Source organism: Actinokineospora sp. NPDC051303 (assembly GCF_055586285.1).
In genome coordinates, this window is sequence record NZ_JBVJIN010000083.1 from 1 (window position 1) to 21030 (window position 21030).

Below are 21030 nucleotides of genomic sequence, written 5' to 3' on the forward strand. Positions count from 1 at the left end.
GCCGAAGGCTCCCCACCCGTCTTTCCCACGACGGGATCTTCCTTCGTAGGGGCCCCAAAGAAACCACTCCACCCCATCGAGCGGACCCACCAACCTACGCTCCACGGAAACCGCGCGAACGCCAAGGGGGCGCCCAGCCGAAGCCAGACGCCCCCAAGAACCCAAGGAACGAAGCGATCTACCGACCAGCACCAGACTTGGCCGGAGTCCCGTTGGACTGAGCCTTGCCCGCGGTCTCCGTCTTGACCTTGCCCATCGTCTCTGCGAAGTGCTTCTTCGCCTCTTCCAGGATCGCGAAGGTGTTCGTGACCTGCTCCGCGACCCGGCGCTCGAAGGCGTCGGCCTTCTCGTGCTTCTCCGTGGCGTCAACCAGTTTGGCCTCAGCGTCGGTGAGCAGCTTCGCCGCGCGCTTCTCCGCGGTTTCTCGCTGCGCCGCGAGTTCGCTCTCCGTCTTGCTCCGCTGGGCGGCAAGCGCGCGTTCGGTTTCGGCCTTCTGGCGTTCGGCGTCGGCGACCAGCTTCGCGGCAGCCTTCTCCGCGGTTTCCCGCTGCGCCGCGAGTTCGGTCTCGGTCTTGGTCCGCTGGGCGGCGAGTGCGCGTTCGGTTTCGGCCTTCTGGCGTTCGGCGTCGGCGACCAGCTTCGCGGCAGCCTTCTCGGCGGTCTCCCGCTGCGCCGCGATCTCGGCGTCGGCCTTGGCGCGGGCCGCGGCGAGGGCCTTCTCCGTGTCGGAGGTTTGCGCGGCGAGGGTGGCTTCGACGTCGGCGGTCTTGTCCGCCAGGGTGCGTTCGACTTCCCGGGTGCGGGCGGTGAGCGCGGTCTCGACCTCTTCGGTTCGCTTGGCCAGGGCGGCTTCCGCGTCGGCGCGCTTGGCGGCCAGTTCGCGGTCGGCCTGGTCTTCCGCGTCGGCGCGCTTGCGGGCGGACTCGGCGTCGAGCTGCTCGCGGACCCGCAGGGCCTCGGCGTCGAGCTGGTCGCGGTGCGCGGCGGCGTCGTCGTAGAGCTGGGCGATGCGCGCCTCGTTCGCCTTGGTCTGGCGTTCGATCTCGGCGCGGGCGTCGGCCATGAGCTTCTTGTGCTCGGCGGCCAGGGTGGCGCGCATGGACTCGTACTCGGAGTCCAGCTCGGCGTGGTTGCGCGTGTAGTCGGCCTCAAGCTGCTTACGCCGCTCTTCGAGGTCGAGGATCATCTTGTCGTGCTTGGCCTTGAGGTCCTTGGCGTAGGCGTTGGCCTCGGCGCGCACGGCCGCGGCCGCCTCGTCGGCCTGGCTCGCCGTCTTCGCCGCGTACGCCTCGGCGTTGAGCCGGGTCTGCGCGGCGTAGTCGTCGGCTGCGGTGCTGGTCGACGCGGCGTAGCTGTCGGCGTCCTTGCGGGTCGCCGCCGAGTACGCCTCGGCCTCCGAGCGGGTCGACTTGCCGTACTCGTCGGCCTGCCGCTTGAACTCGGCGATCTCCTCTTCGGCGAGCTGCATCATCAACCGGACGCGCTCGGTCATGCCCTCAGTGCTGTTGGGGTTGGCGCTGATCCGGTTGAGGCGGGTGGTCGTCTCCAGCAGCTGCTGCTGGAGCGAGCCGAGTGACTTGGTCAGCTCGGCGACCTTCGACGCTGCTTCGTCGCGACCCTTGGTCGCGTGGCGCAGGTCGTAGGTGAGGCGGGTGACCCGTTCATTCACCTGGCGGGGGTTGTACCCGCGGAGAACGGTGTCGAAGTGCGGAAGACGGTCAGCGGTGGACTCGGCGTCACCAGAGGGCATTGCCTCACTTTAGTATGTCGCTCTCTGGAGTGAACCAAGGGGGATAGGTTAATTCTCTGTATTGAGGTTTGCCCCTAGTGTCCCTCTGTCGTGGGCATTCCCGGGCTGCAACATGCAGGCGTGCGCATCCGTCTTCGCTGGCGGAATCTCGCGACGACCACCTCCTCTGTGGACACGTCTTGATCTTCGCCGACGGGCGTGGTGATGCTCGGTTCCGACTGCGGGCGACGGGCGCGCCGTGCCCGCGATCGGGCACGGCGCTAACGACATAACAGCCGACAGTCGAACGCGACGGAAAAACGAAGTGACCGACTGCGGTTAACGGCCACGCTTCGTCACGATCGCGATCATGACCGTTCCGGGACGCGTCGCGGTCGAACGCCAAACACGAACTCGTCTCCGGTTATCCGGCCGGGTCGACCACGCCGCGCGTTCCCCGCCCGAGGCCGGTAGCCGTTCGGCCGGTGGTGTGGGTGCGCGGAGCGTGAGATCGTGGGGTGCGGCAGACCGGGCGAGGCGCGCGCAAACAGTACGCGCGGACTTGTTCGTATAGCAGGAAAAACGCCCGTCGCGAGCGAGCGGACCAGGAGAAGTATCGATCAGGATGGCGTCCGTCACGTGGGACGATGCTCCCGACTGGCGAGACATTCACGGTAACCTCCTGCAACCGACTCTGAGGTAGCAGGAGGTAACCGGGCATGTTCCGCAAGGTGCTCGTCGCCAACCGAGGCGAGATCGCCATCCGGGCGTTCCGGGCCGGGTATGAACTCGGCCTCGGCACGGTCGCCGTCTTCCCCTATGAGGACCGCAACTCCCAGCACCGGATGAAGGCCGACGAGGCGTACGAGATCGGTGAGCCCGGCCACCCGGTGCGCGCCTATCTCTCCGTCGAGGAGATCGTCAAGGCCGCCAAGAAGGCAGGCGCCGACGCCGTTTACCCGGGGTACGGCTTCCTGTCCGAGAACCCGGAACTCGCCACGGCGTGCGCCGAGGCGGGCATCACCTTCGTCGGCCCCACGGCCGAGATCCTGGAGCTGACCGGCAACAAGGCGCGGGCCATCGCCGCGGCGCAGGAGGCCGGGCTGCCGGTGCTGCGCTCGTCGCAGCCCTCGACCGACGTCGACGCGCTGCTCGCCGCGGCCGACGACATCGGCTTCCCGATCTTCGTCAAGGCCGTCGCTGGCGGCGGCGGGCGCGGCATGCGCCGCGTCGAGGAGCCCAAGGCGCTGCGCGAGTCGCTGGAGGCGGCGATGCGCGAGGCCGAGTCGGCCTTCGGCGACGCCACCGTGTTCCTAGAGCAGGCCGTGCTGGACCCGCGCCACATCGAGGTGCAGATCCTCGCCGACGGCGTGGGCAACGTGATCCACCTCTACGAGCGGGACTGCTCTTTGCAGCGCCGCCACCAGAAGGTCATCGAGATCGCGCCCGCGCCCAACCTCCCCGAGGAGCTGCGCGACCGGATCTGCGCCGACGCGGTGAAGTTCGCCCGGCACATCGGCTACCGCAACGCGGGCACCGTCGAGTTCCTGCTCGACACGCGGGGCAACCACGTGTTCATCGAGATGAACCCGCGCATCCAGGTCGAGCACACGGTCACTGAGGAGGTCACCGACGTCGACCTCGTGCAGTCGCAGCTGCGCATCGCGGGCGGCGAGACGCTGGCCGACCTCGGCCTGAGCCAGGACGACATCTACCTGCGCGGCGCCGCCCTCCAGTGCCGCATCACCACCGAGGACCCGGCCAACGGGTTCCGCCCCGACACCGGCATGATCAGCGCCTACCGCTCCCCGGGCGGCAGCGGCATCCGGCTCGACGGCGGCACCGCCGCGGGCGCCGAGGTCAGCGCGCACTTCGACTCCATGCTGGTCAAGCTGACCTGCCGGGGCCGCGACTTCACCGCCGCCGTGCGCAGGGCCCGGCGGGCCGTCGCCGAGTTCCGCATCCGCGGCGTCGCGTCGAACATCCCGTTCCTCCAGGCCGTCCTGGTCGACCCCGACTTCGTCGAGGGCCGGGTCACCACGGCGTTCATCGAGCAGCGCCCGCACCTGCTGACCGCGCGGCACTCCGCCGACCGAGGCACCCGCCTGCTGACCTACCTCGCCGACGTGACGGTGAACAAGCCGCACGGCGACCGGCCGAAGGTGATCGACCCGCGCGAGAAGCTGCCCCCGATCGACCTGGCCGCCGAGCCGCCCGCGGGCACCAAGCAGAAGCTGGACGAACTCGGCCCGGAGGGCTTCGCCCGCTGGATGCGCGAGAACAAGCGGGTCGGGGTCACCGACACCACCTTCCGCGACGCGCACCAGTCGCTGCTGGCCACCCGGGTGCGCACCAAGGACCTGCTCGCCGTCGCCCCGCACGTCGCGCGGACGACCCCGGAGCTGTTCTCGGTGGAGTGCTGGGGCGGCGCGACCTACGATGTGGCGCTGCGCTTCCTCGCCGAGGACCCGTGGGAGCGGCTGGCCGCGCTGCGCGAGGCGGTGCCGAACATCTGCCTGCAGATGCTCCTGCGCGGCCGCAACACCGTCGGCTACACCCCGTACCCGACGGAGGTGACCGACGCGTTCGTCAAGGAGGCCACGGCCACCGGCATCGACATCTTCCGGATCTTCGACGCGCTCAACGACGTCGAGCAGATGCGGCCAGCGATCGAGGCCGTGCGCGAGACCGGGAAGTCCATCGCCGAGGTCGCCCTCTGCTACACCGCCGACCTGTCCGACCCGGCCGAGAAGCTCTACACCCTCGACTACTACCTGCGGCTGGCCGAGCAGATCGTCAACGCGGGCGCGCACGTGCTCGCGGTGAAGGACATGGCGGGCCTGCTGCGCCCGCCCGCCGCCGCGAAGCTGATCACGGCGCTGCGCCGGGAGTTCGACCTCCCGGTCCACCTGCACACCCACGACACCGCCGGTGGCCAGCTCGCCACCTACCTGGCGGCCATCCAGTCCGGTGTGGACGCCGTGGACGGCGCCGTCGCGTCGATGTCGGGCACCACGTCGCAGCCGTCGCTGTCGGCGATCGTGGCCGCCACCGACCACAGCGACCGCGAGACCGGCCTGTCGTTGCAGGCGGTGTCGGACCTGGAGCCGTACTGGGAGATCGTGCGCCGGGTCTACCGGCCGTTCGAGGCGGGCCTCCCGTCGCCAACAGGCCGGGTCTACCACCACGAGATCCCCGGCGGCCAGCTGTCGAACCTGCGCACCCAGGCCGTCGCCCTCGGCCTCGGCGACCGGTTCGAGGAGATCGAGACCATGTACGCCGCGGCCGACCGGATGCTCGGGCGGCTGGTGAAGGTCACGCCGTCGTCCAAGGTCGTCGGCGACCTCGCCCTGCACCTGGTCGGCGCGGGCGTCGACCCCAAGGAGTTCGAGGCGGAGCCGGGCCGCTTCGACGTGCCCGACTCGGTGATCGGCTTCCTGCACGGCGAGCTGGGCGACCCGGCGGGCGGCTGGCCGGAGCCCTTCCGCAGCAAGGCGCTCAAGGGCCGGGCGGCCCCCAAGGGCGTCGCGGAGCTGACCGAGGACGACCGCAAGGGCCTGGCGACCGCGCGCCGCGCGACGCTCAACCGGCTGCTGTTCCCCGGCCCCACCCGGGAGTTCCAGGCCCACCGCGACCAGTTCGGCGACACCAGCGTGCTGGCCAGCAAGGACTTCTTCTTCGGCCTCCAGCAGGGCAAGGAGTACGCGGTCTCGCTGGACAAGGGCGTCACGCTCCTCATCGAGCTGGAAGCCATCGGCGAGGCAGACGAGCGCGGCATGCGCACCGTCATGGCCACGCTCAACGGCCAGCTCCGCCCGATCCAGGTGCGCGACCGCTCGGTCGCCTCGGCGCTGCCGGTCGCGGAGAAGGCCGACCGCGCCAACAACAACCACGTCGCCGCCCCGTTCGCGGGCGTGGTCACCCTCGCGGTGGCCGAGGGCGACCAGGTCGAGGCGGGCGCGACCGTGGCCACCATCGAGGCCATGAAGATGGAGGCCGCGATCACCGCGCCCAAGGCGGGCACGGTGTCCCGGCTGGCGATCGGCTCGGTGCAGCAGGTCGAGGGCGGTGACCTCCTGGTCGTGCTCGCCTGAGCCGTCTCCGCCCCCTGAGCGACCCGAAGGGCCCGTTTCCGCTGCGGAAACGGGCCCTTCGGCTATCAATGGGACCTAAACCACATGGACTACGCGACGAGTGCGCGCGGTGGCGGTCGGTTGTCGCCGATATCTCCGCGAAAGTACGTACACCACTGGCCTTTTCGGCGAAGATCGGCAAAGAAACAGCAGGTCAGAGCCCTAGAGCGGGTATTGATCGTGGAACGGGGCCTCGGCGGAAGTGGACAATCTCGACCCTGGGGGGCGGGGCCGTCCGCTCCCAGCCCGCGAACGTGCCACCTGGGGGTGGGCTGGGCGACGGGCGGCCCCGGGGGAAACCGCCTTAGGGTGACCGGGTGGTCCCAGGAGGGGAGAGACTCGGCAACCTGCCCGTCCCGGTCGCGGCGTTCGTCGGCCGGGCCGCCGAGCTGCGCTCGATTCCCGCCCGGCTGCGGGAAACCCGGATGCTCACCATCCACGGCCCCGGCGGCGTCGGCAAGACGCAGCTCGCCCTGCGGCTGGGCCGCCACCTCGCCGAGGACAACCCCGGCGGCCTCTGGTTCGCCGACCTCACCGCCGTCAGCGAACCGGCCCTGCTGGTCACCCACGTCGCCGACGCCATCGGCGTGCGCGACCAGTCCGCCCGCCCGGTCCTCGACGCCCTGGTCGACTTCTTCCGCGACCGGCCCGCGCTGCTGGTGCTCGACAACTGCGAGCATGTCGCCGCCGCCGTCGCCGACCTCGCGACCGTCCTGCTCGACGCCGCGCCCCGGCTGCGTGTGGTCGCCACCAGCAGGCTCGCGCCGCTGCACATCCCCGAGGAGCGGCTGCACCGGCTCGACCCGCTGCCCGTGCCGCCCGACGAGCGGACCACCCTGGACGACGTGCTGGCCAACGACGCCGTCCGGCTCCTGCTCGACCGCGCGGCGGCGGCCACCCCGTCCTTCGAGGTCACCGCGGACAACCAGGACGACGTCGTGCGGCTGGTCCGCAGGCTCGACGGCCTGCCGCTGGCCATCACCCTGGCCGCGGCCCGGCTGCGCACGCTGACCGTGACCCAGCTCGTGGACCGGCTCGACCGCGCCTTCTCCGTGCTGGCCGCCGACACCCGCGCCCTCGCCCCGCACCACCGCACCCTCTCGGCGGTCATCGACTGGAGCCACCAGCTCTGCGACGAGAACGAACGGCTGGTCTGGGAGCGCTGCTCGGTGTTCGAGGCGGGCTTCGACCTCGACGCGGCCGAAGCCGTGTGCGCGGGCGGCCCGATCGCCCGCGAGCAGGTGCTCGACCTGGTCGACGGCCTCATCCAGAAGTCGATCCTGGTCGTCGGGGCCGACGGCAACCTCGCCCGCTACCGGATGATGGAGACCACCCGCCAGTACGGCGCGGCGCGGCTGGCCGAACGCGGCGAAACCGACGCCGTCCGCGAACGGCACCTGGCCCACTACCACTCGCTCACCGAACTCGCGGTGCGCCAGTGGTTCGCCCCCGGGCAGCGGGAACTGGACTGGCTGCGCCGCGTGCAGGCCGAACTCCCCAACGTCCGCGCCGCCATGCGGCACGCGGCCGACGCGGGCGGCGACCGCGCCATCCAGGGCCTGGGCATCGCGGTCAGCCTGGGCGCGCTGCGCGTCTGGTTCTTCCGCGGCCCCTTCCGCGAGGGCTACTACTGGCTGCGCCGCCTCCTCGACGCGCAACCACCCTGGTCGCCCCGCGAACTGCGGGTGGAAGCCTTAGCCCGGGCCTGCTGGATCGCGGTGTGCATGGGCGACCACGCCCGCGCCGACGCCGTCATCGCTGAATGCCGCGCCCTCGACCCCCACCACCCCGCGGTCGTCGTGGTCGAAGGCTGCCGCCGAATGATCATCCACAGCGACTCCGCCGCCGTCCACCAACTCGCCAGGGCCCGCCGCGCGCTCATCGCGGCGGGCCACACCGGCGACGGCCACATGGCCGGGATGCTCTGGGGCATGGCCATGGCGTTCTTCGGCACCCCCGCCGAAGCGCAGCAGGTGAGCCGCGAGATAGACGAGGAAGCCCGCTCCCACCGCGCGCTGTGGGCGCTGACGTGGACCAGGTGGGTGCGCGGCCTCACCGAACTGCGGTACGGCTCCCCGGCCGCGGCGCTGGCCCTGTTCCGGGAGTCCCTGGCCCACCAGGTCGACCTGGCCGACAACTGGGGCTCCGCCTGGAGCGCCCACGGCGTCGCCTGGGCCCTGGCCGCGGGCGGCAAGACCACCGAAGCCGCCCACGTCCTCGGCGCCGTCCGAACCCTGCGCGTGGTCACCGGCATCCAGATCGCCAACCTCGGCCCCTTCGCCGACCAACACGTCGCCACCGAGCGAACCTGCCTGCGCGCCCTGGGCACCGAGGCCTACCGAACGGCCTTCGAAAAAGGCGCCGCCCTCTCCGTCACCGACGGCTACGCCCTGGCCCTGGGCATGGACTTCCCCGACCCCACCCCCGACCCCTGGCACCCCCTCACCGCCCGCGAACGCGAAGTCGCCGAACTGGCGGCGGAGGGGTTGAGCAACCGCGAGATCGCCGAAAAGCTGAACATCGGCATCCGCACGGTGGAGACCCACGTCCGCCGGTTGCTGCCCAAGTTGGGCCTACGCCGCCGCGCCCAACTGGGCCACTGGGCCGCCAAGGCCGCGGCCTTCCCGCCTTCCTGAGCCGCATTACACGCTTTGGCCGACTTCCGCAGCCGTCCATCCACATAGCCCCGAGCTATCCACAGCTTTCGCGGTGCCCTTCCCTCACCGCCCAGAGCCGATAGACTGGAGCGGGGCGGCCCCCCGGGGAGGGTGGGGTTTGCCGACGCGCGCGAGGGTGATCAAGTCCGACAGTGCAGGTGCTAGAGCACCCGCATGAGCGGGGAAGACTGGGTCTGGTCGCACTGGTCGGGGTGCGGGTCGGGAACACCCCCGCGTGCGGGGGAAAGCGAGATCGCCGACAACCGGGGCGCGGGGAACACCCCCGCGTGCGCGGGGACGACCACGCGGCGGAGCTGCGTGAGGCGCTGAGCAAGGGAGCACCCCCGCGTGCGCGGGGACGACCGCAGGCAGGCGATCGGGCGCACCGTGGACCAGGGAACACCCCCGCGTGCGCGGGGACGACAGCATGCGGGCGATCCGCTCGTTGCTGTGGCCGGGAACACCCCCGCGTGCGCGGGGACGACACTTGTTGACCTGCATGTTTGTGGAGGGAAACGGTGTTTTGAATTCACTTTCTCGCTGGCGGGCGCTCCTAGGTGCTCAGGACCATCAAGCGTCGGGCCACCGGGAGTCGGTGGTCAGGACTGTCAGGCGCTGGGTGGCTCGGGTGAGGGCGACGTAAAGGGTTCGCGGGCCGGTGGTCGATTCGCGGATTAGTTCGCCGGGTTCGACCAGGACCACGGCGTCGTACTCCAGGCCCTTGGACTCCAAGCCGTCCACCACCCGGAGGCGGTCTTCGGACAGGCCAAGGACCGCGCCGCGCATTTCGCCCACTCGGCTGGTCGCGGTGATGATGCCAACCGTGCCGTCCACCTGCCCCAGTAGCTCGGTCGCCGCCGTCAACGCGCCCGGGGTCAGGTCCGGTTCCGCGCAGACCCGCACCACAGGGTCGATCCCCGTGCTGCGGACCGCGTGCGGCAACTGGTCGGCGGTGGCCACGTCGGTCACCACGCGCCCGGCCAAGTCGAAGATTTCCGCGGAGTTCCGGTAGTTGGTGCGCAGCGCGAACCGGCGGTGCTGGGTGCGGGGGCCGCCGAACGCCGCTGTCTGGGCCTGTCGGGCTTCCGCGGGGTCCGGCCAGGAGCTCTGCACGGGGTCGCCGACCACGGTCCAGCTCGCGTACTTTCCGCGCCGCCCAACCATCCGCCACTGCATGGGGGACAGGTCCTGGGCCTCGTCCACCACGATGTGCGAGTACTCGTCGTAGTCGTCGGGGCGGTGGTAGCCGGGGCCGGTTTGGCGTTCCGACCAGGTGCGCAGCTCCGCCGATGACGTGTCGGCCTTGCGGGTTCGGCGCTTCGGGGGTTTGCCGAGCAGCACGCGCAGCTCGTCCAGCAGGGCGACGTCGGCGACGGACGGGCCCGCCGCCGGATCGGCCCAGGAGTCGGCGAGCAGGTCGACTTCGGCGCGGGTCAGGACGCGGCCGGACGCGCGGGCGAGGCGCCTGCGGTCCGAGAGGCTGTGCAGGACCTCGGCGGGGGTGAGTAGCTGCCACCAGACGACCACGAACCGGTGGAAGTCGATGCGCTCGCCGAGTTCGGTGATCAGCTCGGCCCGTTTGACGGGAAAGTCCTCATAGGAGTCCGCCTTGCGCCACAGCGCCTCCAGCAGCGCCTCGGCCGCGTCGACGCGGGACTGGTTCGGCGGTTTGCGGCCGTTGTGGACGGCGTTGCGCACGGCGGCGAGCTCGCGCGCGTCGAGTTTGAGGACTTCGCCCTTGTAGACGATGCGCAGCTCGGTGGGGGCGTCCGCGGGGGCTTCCCGGATGGCCTTCTTCAGGACCCGCCGCATTCGCAGCGACCCCTTGACCGCGGCCACCGGAGCCGGGTCGACGCGGGTCGCCTTGACCCCGTCGAGGATGTCGCTGAGCGAGCGCAGCTCCACGCTGTCCTCGCCCATCGACGGCAGGACCCGGGAGATGTAGGAGGTGAACGCGGGGGACGGGCCGACGACGAGCACGCCGGAGCCGCCCATCCGCCGCCGGTCGCGGTAGAGCAGGTACGCGACGCGGTGCAGCGCCACGGCGGTCTTGCCGGTGCCGGGGCCGCCGGTGATCTCGGTGACCCCGCGCCACGGGGCGCGGATCGCCTCGTCCTGCTCGCGCTGGATGGTGGCCACGATGTCGCGCATGTTCTCGCCGCGCGCCCGGGTCAGGCTGGCCATCAGCGCGCCCTCGCCGACGACCGGCATGCTGTCCAGCCGGGCCTCGGGCATCAGCAGGTCGTCGTCGATGTCCACGACCGCCTGGCCGGTGGAGCGGATGACCCGGCGCCGGATGACCTCCATCGGCATCTCGGCGGTGGCCTGGTAGAACGGCGCGGCGGCGGGGGCGCGCCAGTCGGTGACCAGGTTGTCGAAGTCGGTGTCGCGCACCCCGAGGCGCCCGACGTACATCGTCTCGCCCTCGGTGGTGTCGAGCCGCCCGAACACCAGCCCCTCGTGCTCGGCGTCGAGCGTGCGCAGGATCTGGTTGGCGTGGCGGACCATGACGTCGCGCTCGAACAGCATCGCGGCCTGCTCGAAGACGGCCTCGTCGCGCGCGCCGTGGGCGAGCTGGTCGCCCCGCGTCCGCATCGCCTCGGCCTCGTCCCGCATCTCCGCCACTCGGGCGTACACGATGTCGACGTGCTTCTGCTCGACCGCGATCTCGGCCTCTCTCACAGAGGTTTCCGACACGCAGCGCTCCCACGGTTGTTCACGGACGGGACAAGCGAGATTACGCGCTTTGCGTCAGGCGGGAATCGGCCGCGTGGCGGATGTGCTCTGCCTCACCCCTGTCCGGGGGTCACACCGGGGGGTCGGGCACCATAAGCCGGTGACCAGGATCGTGGCGGGCGCGGCCGGGGGCCGCCGGATCGCCGTCCCCCCGAAGGGGACCCGCCCCACGTCGGACCGGGTGCGGGAGGCGTTGTTCAGCGCGCTGGAGGCCGCGGCGGGCCTCGACGGGGCGCGGGTGCTCGACCTCTACGCTGGCTCGGGCGCGCTGGGGTTCGAGGCGCTGTCGCGGGGCGCTGTCCTCGCCACGCTGGTCGAGTCGGACCGAGCCGCCGTCGGCGTCCTGCGCGGCAACGCGGCCGCCCTGGGCCTGGCGGGGGTCGACATCCGGGCCGCCAAGGTCGACAAGGTCCTCGCGGGCGCCCCGGACGCGCCCTACGACGTGGTCTTCGCCGATCCGCCCTACGCCCTCGGCGACGCGGAGCTGACCGCGGTCCTCGCTGCGCTCGTCGGCAACGGCTGGACCGCGCCCGGCGCGACGGTCGTCGTGGAGCGCGGCACTCGCTCCGGCGCGCCGGACTGGCCCGCGCCGCTGGCTCCCGTGCGCAGCCGGAAGTACGGGGAGACCCAGTTGCACTGGGCCACGCACGGGCCCGCGTGAGGGCCGCGACAGTCCGCCCGTGATCACCCGGCCTGGCTGCTACGGTCCGGGTTCATGACGCGCGCAGTGTGTCCAGGCTCGTACGACCCGCCCACCAACGGCCACCTCGACATCATCGAGCGCGCCGCCGCGCTGTTCGACGAGGTCGTGGTCGCGGTCATGATCAACAAGAGCAAGCGCGGCCTGTTCACCGTGGACGAGCGGATGGACCTGCTGGCCGAGACCATCGCGCACGTCCCCAACGTCCGGGTGGACTCCTGGCACGGCCTGCTGGTCGACTACTGCGCCCGCAACGACGTCCAGGCCATCGTCAAGGGTTTGCGCGCGGTGAGCGACTTCGACTACGAGCTGCAGATGGCCCAGATGAACCAGGGCCTGACCGGCGTGGAGACGATGTTCATGCCGACCAAGCCGCTCAACAGCTTCCTGTCCAGCTCGCTGGTCAAGGAGGTCGCGACCTACGGCGGCGAGGTCTCCCACCTGCTCCCGCCGAACGTCCACAAGCGACTCGTCCAGCGGCTGGCGGAGAACGCCCGCGCCGCGGAGTCCTAAAGCGGCAGCTTCATGCCGATGTGGCTGGCCACGAAGCCCAGCCGCTGGTAGAAGCGGTGCGCGTCCCGGCGGGAGGCTTCGGTGGTGAGCTGCACCAGCGCCGCGCCCCGCTCCCGCGCCCGCTCGATGGCCCACTCGAACAGCCGCTGCCCGAGGCCGCTGCCGCGCTGGTCGGCCCGGACCCGCACGCCCTCGATCGTGGCGCGGGTCGCCCCGATCCGGGACAGGCCCGCGGTGAAGGTGAGCTGGAGGGTGCCCACGACTTCGCCGTCGGTCTCGGCGACCACGAGCACCTGGTTCGGGTCGGCGTCGATCTCGGCGAACGCCTCGGCGTAGCGCGGGTCGCCGGGCGTCTCGCGGGCGGCGCCGATCGGGTCGTCGGCGAGCATCGCCACGATCGCGGGGACGTCCTCGGCGCGGGCGGCACGGATCTGCACGTCGCCAGCCTGCCATAGCGGGTTCACGACGGTGTCAACGCATGATCACGCGTTGCCCATATGGTCGGAAAATGAGCAACATCACCTTCCGGGGTCTGCGGGGACTGCTCGTCCTGGTCGTCGCCGCGCTCGGCTTCGTCGGCCTGTCCACCGCCGCCCCCGCCGCGACCCCGGCGCCCGCGGCCATCGCCCAGCCCGCCTGCGGCGACACCTCGTCCTACACCCGGGTCGCCCTGTCCAGCCTGCCGTCGCAGGCGACCGACACCTACCGGCTCATCCAGACCGACGGGCCGTTCCCCTATTCCCAGGACGGCACGGTCTTCCAGAACCGCGAGCGCATCCTGCCCGCCTGCCCCTCCGGGTACTACCACGAGTACACCGTGAAGACCCCCGGTTCGAGCACCCGCGGCGCCCGCCGCATCGTGACCGGCGAGGGCGGCGAGTACTTCTACACCGCCGACCACTACGAGAGCTTCCGCCTGATCACTTTCTGATCCTGGGCAGCGCGAGGGCGACCAGGACGGTCACCACGACCCCGCCACCGCCCGCGACCAGGAACGTGGTGGGGGCGTCGGTGGCGTCCAGCAGCAGCCCGCCGCCGAGGTAGGACAGCGCGGCGGCGACGCCGACCGCCCCGTAGAGGTTGCCGAACACCCGCCCCAGCAACTCGGCCGGGACGAGCCGCTGGAGCAGGGTGTTGACCCCGACGTCCATCGCTGCGATGCCCAGCCCGCGGACCGCCTGCACGGTGAACGCGGCTGCGACCGCCCACGCGAGCCCGGTAAGCAGGTTGCCCGCGCTGCTCACCAGGAACCCGCCGACCAGCAGCACGGCCATCGAGGTCCGCTGGGCGAACCGGCTCAGCAGCGCGTATCCGGCGAGCAGGCCCACGCCCACCGCCGCGAGCAGCAGCCCGACCGCCGAGTCCCCGGCGGCGAGGGTGTCCTTGGCCAGCAGCACCAGCGCCACGTCGTCCACGCCGTTGCACAGCACCACCCCGCAGAACCCGAGCGCGATCACCCGGACCGCCGGGGTCCGCGCGATGTAGCCCAGACCCACTCTCGCCTGCGTGAACACGCCGCTTTCCGTCGCCCCGGTAGACGGCGGAATCGGCTTGAGCCTGCCGATGAGCAGCGCCGAGACCGCGAACGTCGCGACATCGGCGATCAGCACACCGCGCAGCCCGAGCACCGGCAGCAGCGCCGCGGCGGCCAGCGGCCCGAGCGCCTCCGCCCCGTTCGTTCCGAACCCCAGCAGCGCGTTCGCGCTCTCCAGGTCGCGCGGCCCCACGACCGAGGGCACCGCCGCCCGGGACGCGGGCAGGAACACCTGGGCGGCCAGCGCGCGGAGCCCGGCCAGCGCCAGCAGCAGCGGCAACGGCGGCAGCGCCAGCGCGATCAGCAGCACCAGCGCGCCCTGGGCCACCTCGCACCAGAGCATGACCCGGCGCAGGTCGAACCGGTCGCCGACGACCCCGGTCAGCGGCCCGAACAGCGACGGCGCGAAGTCCACCACGAGCAGCAGCAGCGCGATGGCCATGGCCTGGCCGGTGGTGTCCGCGACGAACAGCATCAGCGCGACCAGGGTCAGCGAGTCGCCCACGGTCGACACGATCCGCGCCGCCACCAGCGTCCGCGCCTGCCCGTTCGCGCGCAGCAGCGCGGCCCCGCCCCGATTCACCGGCGCAGCCTAGGGACGCGCCCGCCCGGCGAGTAGCGAATATCCGGACACCGCAAGCGGACACGCCCACCCAGGTCCACCCCCACGACCAGGTGAACGGGCAGAATCATCGGCCGGGAGCCTGTCGCGCCCGTTCTCGGCGACCGGCGGAGGAGGAGCTGTGTACAAGGTCTTCGAGGCCATCGATGAGCTGGTGACCATCCTGGAGGAGGCGCGGGGCGTTCCGATGACCTCGGGCTGCGTCGTGCCCAGGGGCGACGTCCTCGAACTGCTCGACGAGGTCCGCGACGCGCTGCCCGCCGAGATCGATGACGCCCAGGACGTGCTCGACCGCAAGGACGAGATCGTCGGCGCCGCCGAGCACCAGGCCGAGCAGACCCTGAGCAAGGCCACCCTGGACGCGGAGAAGACCCTCGCCGAGGCCCGCGCGCATGCCGAGCGGATGGTCGCCGAGGCCACCGCGCACGCCGACCGGCTCGTCGCCGACGCCCAGCACGAGGCCGACCGGCTCGTCGCGGCGGGCCGCGCCGAGTACGACAGCCTCGTCGGCCGCTCGCAGGCCGAGGCCGACCGGATGATCCAGGCGGGCCGCGAGTCCTACGAGCGCGCCGTCGAGGAGGGCCGCTTCGAGCAGGCCCGGCTGGTCTCCCAGACCGAGGTCGTGCAGGCAGCGCACGCCGAGTCCACCCGCATCCTCGACGCCACCGCCGACGAGGCCGCCCGGCAGCGCGCGGAGTGCGACGCCTACGTCGACGGCAAGCTCGCCGAGTTCGAGGACCTGCTCGCGCACACGCTGCGCACGGTCGGCAAGGGCCGCACCCACCTGCGCGGTCCGATGAGCGGCGTCCCGGCTGGCGCGGTGCCCTTCGACTACAACGGCGGCTGATTTTCGGTCCCGGCCGCCCATCGCGTACCCTGTTATGGCTGGCCACGCATAAGCGTCGAGCTGGAACCCCCGCGTGAAGGTTGCTGACCGAACCCACCATGTCCTCCAAGCGCAAGAGCACGGACCGCCCGGTGCTCACCAGTCCCTGGGTCATCGACACCCGGGAGCTCGGCAGGCGGCCCGGGTCGAGCAGGCACGTGCGCCGCACGGCGGCGGCGAACTACGCCCTCGGGCTGGAGGGCGTCATCGCCGTGCCCGTCGGCGCGGAGGTGGACCTCGACGTCCTGCTGGAGTCGGTGGTCGAGGGCGTGCTGGTCTCGGGCACGGCGTCGGGGCCGCTGGCCGGGGAGTGCTCGCGCTGCCTCGACCCGGTCACCGACCAGATCGAAGTCCAGATCACCGAGCTGTTCGCCTACCCGGACAGCGCGACCGACGAGACCACCGACGAGGACGAGGTCAGCAGGCTGGTCGACGACCTCATCGACCTGGAACCGGTCGTCCGCGACGCGGTGGTGCTGGCCCTGCCGCATGTGCCGCTGTGCGCGGAGGACTGCGCCGGACTGTGCTCGGAGTGCGGCGGCAAGTGGGCCGATCTCGGCCCGAAACATAGGCATGAGACCATTGATCCTCGGTGGGCCGCGCTGCAAGAGCGGTTCCAACAGGATGATGGTTGAGACAGCGCAGCTTTCTTGTCACCATCCGATCCTGCTCAACAGCTCGTCAGAGGAGATTCAGTCGTGGCCGTCCCCAAGCGGAAGATGTCGCGTTCTAACACCCGCTCGCGCCGCTCGCAGTGGAAGACCACTGCCGTGCACCTGGTGAGCTGCTCGAACAAGGCCTGCCGCGCGCCCAAGCCGCAGCACATCGCCTGCCCCACCTGTGGCCAGTACGACGGTCGCCAGGTCACGCAGCCCGCGTGACCCAACGGCGGAAGTAGAACCACGGCATGGGGGGTAAGGCGTCCCGAGGCCCCACCTCGGACCCGGAAACGCTGCTCGACGCGCTCGGCGTCCGCTTGGACGCCGAGTTGCTCGTGCTCGCGCTGACTCACCGCTCGTACGCCTACGAGAACGGTGGTCTGCCGCCCAACGAGCGGCTGGAGTTCCTCGGCGACGCGGTGCTCGGACTCGTGGTCACCGACCACCTGTACCGCACGCACCCGGACCTGCCGGAGGGCCAACTCGCGAAGCTGCGCGCCAGCGTGGTCAACATGCACGCCCTCGCGGGCGTCGCCCGAGGTCTCGGCGACGGCGGCCTCGGCGCTCACCTGCTGCTGGGCAAGGGCGAGGAGCTGACCGGCGGCCGGGACAAGGCCAGCATCCTGGCCGACGGCATGGAGGCCGTGATCGGCGCGGTCTACCTCCAGCACGGCATCGACACCGCCCGCGACGTCGTCCACCGGCACTTCGACCCGCTGCTGGCCGAGGCGCCGTTGCGCGGGGCAGGCTTGGACTGGAAGACCAGCCTCCAGGAGCTGACCGCGTCGGCTGGCCTCGGCGTGCCCGAGTACCGGGTGCGGGAAGAGGGCCCGGACCACCGCAAGGAGTTTACCGCCATCGTCGTGGTGAACGGCCAAGGCTACGGCAACGGCGACGGCCGCACGAAGAAGGAAGCCGAGCAGAAGGCGGCTGAGGCGGCCTGGCGCGAGCTGTCGGAGAAGATCAACGCCGAGTCTGCGGACGCGGCTGCCGACAACTCCTGACCCGTGCCGGAACTCCCCGAAGTCGAGGTCGTCCGGCGCGGCCTGCAAGATCATGTCGCGGGGCGGAAGATTTCCCAGGTGGAGGTCTTCCACCCCCGCTCCATCCGCCGCCACCTCCCCGGTGCCTTGGACTTCGCTGGCCGCCTGGTCGGCCGCGAGATGGTGGCGGCCCGCCGCCGGGGCAAGTACCTCTGGGTCGACCTAGGGTCTGGCGAGGCCGTCTTGGCCCACCTGGGCATGAGCGGCCAGATGCTAGTCCAGCCTCCCAGCGCCCCCGACGAGAAGCACCTACGGGTCCGCGTCACCTTCGCCGACGACGGCCCCGAACTCCGCTTCGTGGACCAACGCACCTTCGGCGGCCTGTCGGTAGAGGAAATGGTCGAGATCGACGGCGTTCCCCTCCCGGAGCCCGTAGCCCACATCGCCCGCGACCCCATGGACCCGGCTTTCGATCTCGACGCTGCCGTGCGCGCTATCCGCCGCAAGCGCACTGAGGTCAAACGCGCCCTCCTGGACCAGACCCTCGTGTCGGGAATCGGCAACATCTACGCCGACGAGGCTCTGTGGCGCACCCGCCTGCACTGGGCCCGCCCCACGGACAAACTGCCAGTGGCGAAAGCCCGGGAGTTGCTGTCTGCGGCCACCGATGTGATGAACGAGGCGCTGGAGGTCGGCGGCACCTCGTTCGATGCGTTGTATGTGAACATCAACGGCCAGTCCGGCTACTTTGACCGGTCTCTGGCGGCTTACGGCCAGGAGGGCAAGCCTTGCCCCCGCTGCGCTCGCCCGATCCGGCGGGAGCCGTTTATGAACCGGTCGTCGTTCTCTTGTCCTCGTTGCCAGCCGCATCCACCTGGCTTCTCCGTCTGATGTTGGGCTGGTTCGGGTGGGGCTGGATCGGGTGGAGTGGTTTCTTCGGGGCCCCTATGAAGGAAGATCGCCGTGTGAAAGACGGGTGGGATGCCTTCGGCCTCACACGCGCAGCCAGCTTAGCGATCTTCCTTCTCCCCCGAAGAAACCACTCCACCCGATCCAGCACTTGGCGGGCGTGGGGAACCAAGGCGGTGCCTCGGTTTGCCCCGGGCCACTTGGCCTGGCACTTCGGGTCGCCCAGCGGGTGATGGGGTGGAACGGCACGCGCACCCACCCGCGCCCGGGCCTGTCGGGTGCTAGACGGGGTGGAGCAACACCCCCGGCTAGCCAAGCCTGGCCCTGCCAGGCACCGGGTGAGCGAACGAGCACACGGGCCTACTAGCCGAGCCCGGCTCTGCCGGGTGCCAGAGGGGCGGGGCAAGGAGCAAACCCGCCCTCCTGCCAGGCCGAACCAGTGCCCGCCCGGTGCTCGATGGGGTGGAGTGGTTTCTTTGGGGGTGAAGGAAGATCCCTAAACTTGCCGTGGTCGTGGGGCCGAAGGCTCCCCACCCGTCTTTCCCACGACGGGATCTTCCTTCGTAGGGGCCCCAAAGAAACCACTCCACCCCATCGAGCAAACCCACCAAGCGAGCCCCACAGGAACCCCACCTTGCGCGGTAGTGCGCAATGCGCAATAGTGTCCGTAGCGCGATACCGGGGAGGGTGCGTGGACACGAGTCAGTTGCTCAAGGGAGTGCTGGACTTGGCCGTGCTCGCCGTGCTCAAGGACGAGGACGGCTACGGCTACGACGTGCTCAGGAGACTGCGGCACGGGGGAATGGACGAGGTCGGCGACGCCTCGGTGTATGGGACGCTGCGGCGCTTGTACCGGGCGGGGTATCTCACCTCGTACGTCGTGCCCAGTGATGAAGGGCCGCATCGGAAGTACTACGGGATGAACGACGCGGGCCGGGAGCGGTTGGTCGAGTCGGAGAAGGCTTGGCGGGCCTTCGCTGAGACGTTGGACGGGATTTTGCGGAAAGGGGCGGCGGCGTGAGCGGGGACATCGACACGCGCCCGGAGTTGGCGGACTACCTCAACCGGGTGCGGGCCGCGTTGGCGGATTTGCCGTCCGATGAGTTGGCCGAGGTGATGGAGGACGTGGAGCCGCATGTCACCGAGGTCTTCGGTGAGGCGGACTCGGCTGAGGAGGTCACGCGCAGGCTGGGCACGCCGGAGGCGTACGCGGCCGAACTGCGCGCCGCGGGCGGGTATCCGCCGCCTACCGGTGTCACATCCGGGGACCGGCGGCGCACGTGGCGGGGGCGGTATGTCTTGTGGATGACCGGGTTGACGGTGGTCGTCGCCGCGGTGACCGGGCTGTCCACAATGGAAGGTTATTCCGGTGAGCGGTTCGCGGCGCTGGTGATGTTCGGGATTCTCCTGATTCCCGGGCTGTGGCTGGTGTTCGGCGGCAGCGTGCGCCGGTCGGACATCGAGACGCTGCCGGAGTACGGGTTTGCCCGCAGGCTCGGCAAGTCGGCGCTGGCGACGCTTCCGGAGAAGCCGGTGGCCTATCTGGCGACTCTGCAACCGGCCTGGTGGCTGATCCGGATCGTGCTGCTGGCGCTGGGTTTCCTCGCCGCGCTGGAGTCGCGGTCGAGTGGCCTGGTGATCATTCTCGCGCTGGTCGCGCTGCTGGTGTGGGGCGGGGCCAGGGTGCGCACGGACCGCAGGCTGCTGCTGGTCATGGTGCCCGCCAACGCTTTCGTGATCGGCCTCGCGGTTGCCCTGGCCGCGGCCGCGGTGTCCGGAACGGACCGCGGCAACGCGTACTACCCGACCGGCTACAGCCAGTCCGGCCTGAGCTACGACGGTTCCCACCTCGCCAACGTCTACGCCGTGGACGCCGAGGGCAAGGTGATCCCCGAGTTCTACCTCTACGACGACGAGGGCAGGCCCCTCAACGTCTACGGCCCCCGTTGCGACACCTACGACGAGAGCGCCGAACACCGGAACCGGTTCCCCCTGCCCAGGGTCGACTACCAGGCGGGTGTGTGCAGGGAGCGCGCTGACCTGCCGTTCATGCCCTTGCCCCCCATCTCGGGCAGCGTGACCACGACGGCGCCCACCACGACAACCACCGGCGAGGCTGCGCCCACCAACCCGACCCCGCCCGCCACCACCACCGCACCGGTGACAACGACCACCACCAAGTAGACCGGGGGCGGGAGGGAAGCGGGGGGGGGGGGGGGGGGGGGGGTTGCCCCCCCCCCCCCCCCCCCACCCCCCCCCCCCCCCCCCCCCCCACCCCCCCCAGGACCCCCTCCCCACCCCCCCCCCCCCCACCCCCACGCGGAGAGGGAAAAAAACCACCCAAAGGGGGGGGGGGGGGGGGGGGGGGGGGGGGGGGGGGGGTGGGCCCCCCCCCCCCGCTTCCCTACGGTCCGGAATCCTCATCACCTCTGATCGCCCGCGAAGCAACAAGCAGCCAGGCGCCTGCCGCGGCGACGCTGTAATGAACCAGGAGCAGTCCCACGCGGGGAGGGCCTTGGGTGTAGGAACACCCCCGCGTGCGCGGGGAAGACGACCAGGAAGTCGGCGATTTCGCCAGCCTCTACGGAACAGCCCCGCGTGCGCGGGGAAGACCGGCGCTCATCACCCTGGCATTGACGTGCCTCGGGAACAGCCCCGCGTGCGCGGGGAAGACGTGCACCCCATGAGGACGCACAGACACCCCGCCGGAACAGCCCCGCGTGCGCGGGGAAGACCCCGGGGTGAACCCGGCCGACGCCGCCAGCGTGGGAACAGCCCCGCGTGCGCGGGGAAGACGGCTTGGTCTCAAGTGGTGGGTGCGACACCGTGGTTGATCAGGAGTTCGTTGAGTTTTTCGGTGGGGGTGGCCCAGTCCAGGGTCATGCGGGGGCGCCCGTTGAGTTCGCGGGCGACCTCGTCGAGATGGGCCTGGGAGTGCACCGACAGATCGGTGCCTTTCGGGAAGTACT

Annotated in this window: 16 protein-coding genes, 1 pseudogene and 1 CRISPR repeat array; of the genes and pseudogenes, 12 read left to right on the forward strand and 5 right to left on the reverse strand. The window is 70.9% G+C overall.

From position 1 onward, the window contains the following. Nucleotides 1-178: 178 nt before the first annotated feature. On the reverse strand, nucleotides 179-1750 hold the full coding sequence (locus ACZ6SD_RS31705; protein ID WP_465320706.1) for a hypothetical protein: 1572 nt from the start codon (nucleotides 1748-1750) through the stop codon (nucleotides 179-181). A 698-nt stretch (nucleotides 1751-2448) separates the two neighbouring features. On the opposite strand from ACZ6SD_RS31705, the gene ACZ6SD_RS31710 reads away from it, so the two are divergent. Beyond that, nucleotides 2449-5823, forward strand: coding sequence for a pyruvate carboxylase (locus ACZ6SD_RS31710; RefSeq protein WP_465320707.1), 3375 nt, complete (start codon nucleotides 2449-2451; stop codon nucleotides 5821-5823). A gap of 356 nt (nucleotides 5824-6179) precedes the next feature. Next, nucleotides 6180-8498, forward strand: a complete 2319-nt coding sequence (locus tag ACZ6SD_RS31715) for an ATP-binding protein (protein WP_465320708.1) — start codon at nucleotides 6180-6182, stop codon at nucleotides 8496-8498. Between the two features lie 591 nt (nucleotides 8499-9089). On the opposite strand, the gene ACZ6SD_RS31720 is transcribed toward ACZ6SD_RS31715, so the two are convergent. Continuing rightward, entirely contained in the window at nucleotides 9090-11216 is a 2127-nt protein-coding gene (locus ACZ6SD_RS31720) for a HelD family protein (RefSeq protein WP_465320709.1), read from the reverse strand. Between the two features lie 139 nt (nucleotides 11217-11355). Between ACZ6SD_RS31720 and rsmD the strand changes: the two genes are divergently transcribed. Continuing rightward, nucleotides 11356-11916, forward strand: coding sequence for a 16S rRNA (guanine(966)-N(2))-methyltransferase RsmD (gene rsmD / locus ACZ6SD_RS31725; protein WP_465320710.1), 561 nt, complete (start codon nucleotides 11356-11358; stop codon nucleotides 11914-11916). Nucleotides 11917-11970: 54 nt separating this feature from the next. Then, nucleotides 11971-12468, forward strand: a complete 498-nt coding sequence (gene coaD / locus ACZ6SD_RS31730) for a pantetheine-phosphate adenylyltransferase (RefSeq protein ID WP_465320711.1) — start codon at nucleotides 11971-11973, stop codon at nucleotides 12466-12468. On the opposite strand, the gene ACZ6SD_RS31735 is transcribed toward coaD, so the two are convergent. Continuing rightward, the gene (locus ACZ6SD_RS31735; protein WP_465320712.1) at nucleotides 12465-12905 is read right to left on the reverse strand and encodes a GNAT family N-acetyltransferase; all 441 of its coding nucleotides are present in this window, start codon (nucleotides 12903-12905) and stop codon (nucleotides 12465-12467) included. The two genes, coaD and ACZ6SD_RS31735, sit on opposite strands and share 4 nt — an antisense overlap. A 71-nt stretch (nucleotides 12906-12976) precedes the next feature. On the opposite strand from ACZ6SD_RS31735, the gene ACZ6SD_RS31740 reads away from it, so the two are divergent. Further along, nucleotides 12977-13399, forward strand: coding sequence for a guanyl-specific ribonuclease (locus ACZ6SD_RS31740; RefSeq protein ID WP_465320713.1), 423 nt, complete (start codon nucleotides 12977-12979; stop codon nucleotides 13397-13399). Here the strand turns inward: ACZ6SD_RS31740 and ACZ6SD_RS31745 are convergent. Next, nucleotides 13389-14585, reverse strand: a complete 1197-nt coding sequence (locus ACZ6SD_RS31745) for an MFS transporter (protein ID WP_465320714.1) — start codon at nucleotides 14583-14585, stop codon at nucleotides 13389-13391. The genes ACZ6SD_RS31740 and ACZ6SD_RS31745 overlap by 11 nt on opposite strands. Nucleotides 14586-14745: 160 nt before the next feature. On the opposite strand from ACZ6SD_RS31745, the gene ACZ6SD_RS31750 reads away from it, so the two are divergent. The 7 genes from ACZ6SD_RS31750 (at nucleotide 14746) to ACZ6SD_RS31780 (ending at nucleotide 20245) form a co-directional block, all read left to right on the forward strand. Beyond that, the gene (locus ACZ6SD_RS31750; protein ID WP_465320715.1) at nucleotides 14746-15471 is read left to right on the forward strand and encodes a DivIVA domain-containing protein; all 726 of its coding nucleotides are present in this window, start codon (nucleotides 14746-14748) and stop codon (nucleotides 15469-15471) included. A gap of 98 nt (nucleotides 15472-15569) precedes the next feature. Continuing rightward, nucleotides 15570-16145 (forward strand): YceD family protein, encoded by a 576-nt coding sequence (locus ACZ6SD_RS31755; protein ID WP_465320716.1) that lies wholly within the window; start codon nucleotides 15570-15572, stop codon nucleotides 16143-16145. Between the two features lie 63 nt (nucleotides 16146-16208). Further along, nucleotides 16209-16391: a 50S ribosomal protein L32 gene (gene rpmF / locus ACZ6SD_RS31760; RefSeq protein ID WP_091449514.1), complete on the forward strand. Its 183-nt coding sequence runs from the start codon at nucleotides 16209-16211 to the stop codon at nucleotides 16389-16391. A gap of 26 nt (nucleotides 16392-16417) precedes the next feature. Beyond that, nucleotides 16418-17173, forward strand: a complete 756-nt coding sequence (rnc, locus tag ACZ6SD_RS31765; RefSeq protein WP_091449515.1) for a ribonuclease III — start codon at nucleotides 16418-16420, stop codon at nucleotides 17171-17173. Between the two features lie 3 nt (nucleotides 17174-17176). Continuing rightward, entirely contained in the window at nucleotides 17177-18043 is an 867-nt protein-coding gene (gene mutM, locus ACZ6SD_RS31770; protein ID WP_465320717.1) for a bifunctional DNA-formamidopyrimidine glycosylase/DNA-(apurinic or apyrimidinic site) lyase, read from the forward strand. A gap of 709 nt (nucleotides 18044-18752) precedes the next feature. Continuing rightward, a complete protein-coding gene (locus ACZ6SD_RS31775) occupies nucleotides 18753-19082 on the forward strand; it encodes a PadR family transcriptional regulator (protein ID WP_091449517.1) in 330 nt (109 codons plus the stop codon). After that, nucleotides 19079-20245, forward strand: a complete 1167-nt coding sequence (locus ACZ6SD_RS31780) for a DUF1700 domain-containing protein (RefSeq protein ID WP_465320718.1) — start codon at nucleotides 19079-19081, stop codon at nucleotides 20243-20245. Before ACZ6SD_RS31775 ends, ACZ6SD_RS31780 begins: the two co-directional genes overlap by 4 nt. Before the next feature lie 340 nt (nucleotides 20246-20585). Continuing rightward, nucleotides 20586-20857: direct repeats of the CRISPR family, unit length 28 nt; unit sequence GGAACAGCCCCGCGTGCGCGGGGAAGAC. Nucleotides 20858-20866: 9 nt separating this feature from the next. Here ACZ6SD_RS31780 and ACZ6SD_RS31785 read toward each other — a convergent pair. Continuing rightward, nucleotides 20867-21030: pseudogene (locus tag ACZ6SD_RS31785) on the reverse strand (IS30 family transposase); the annotation flags it as partial.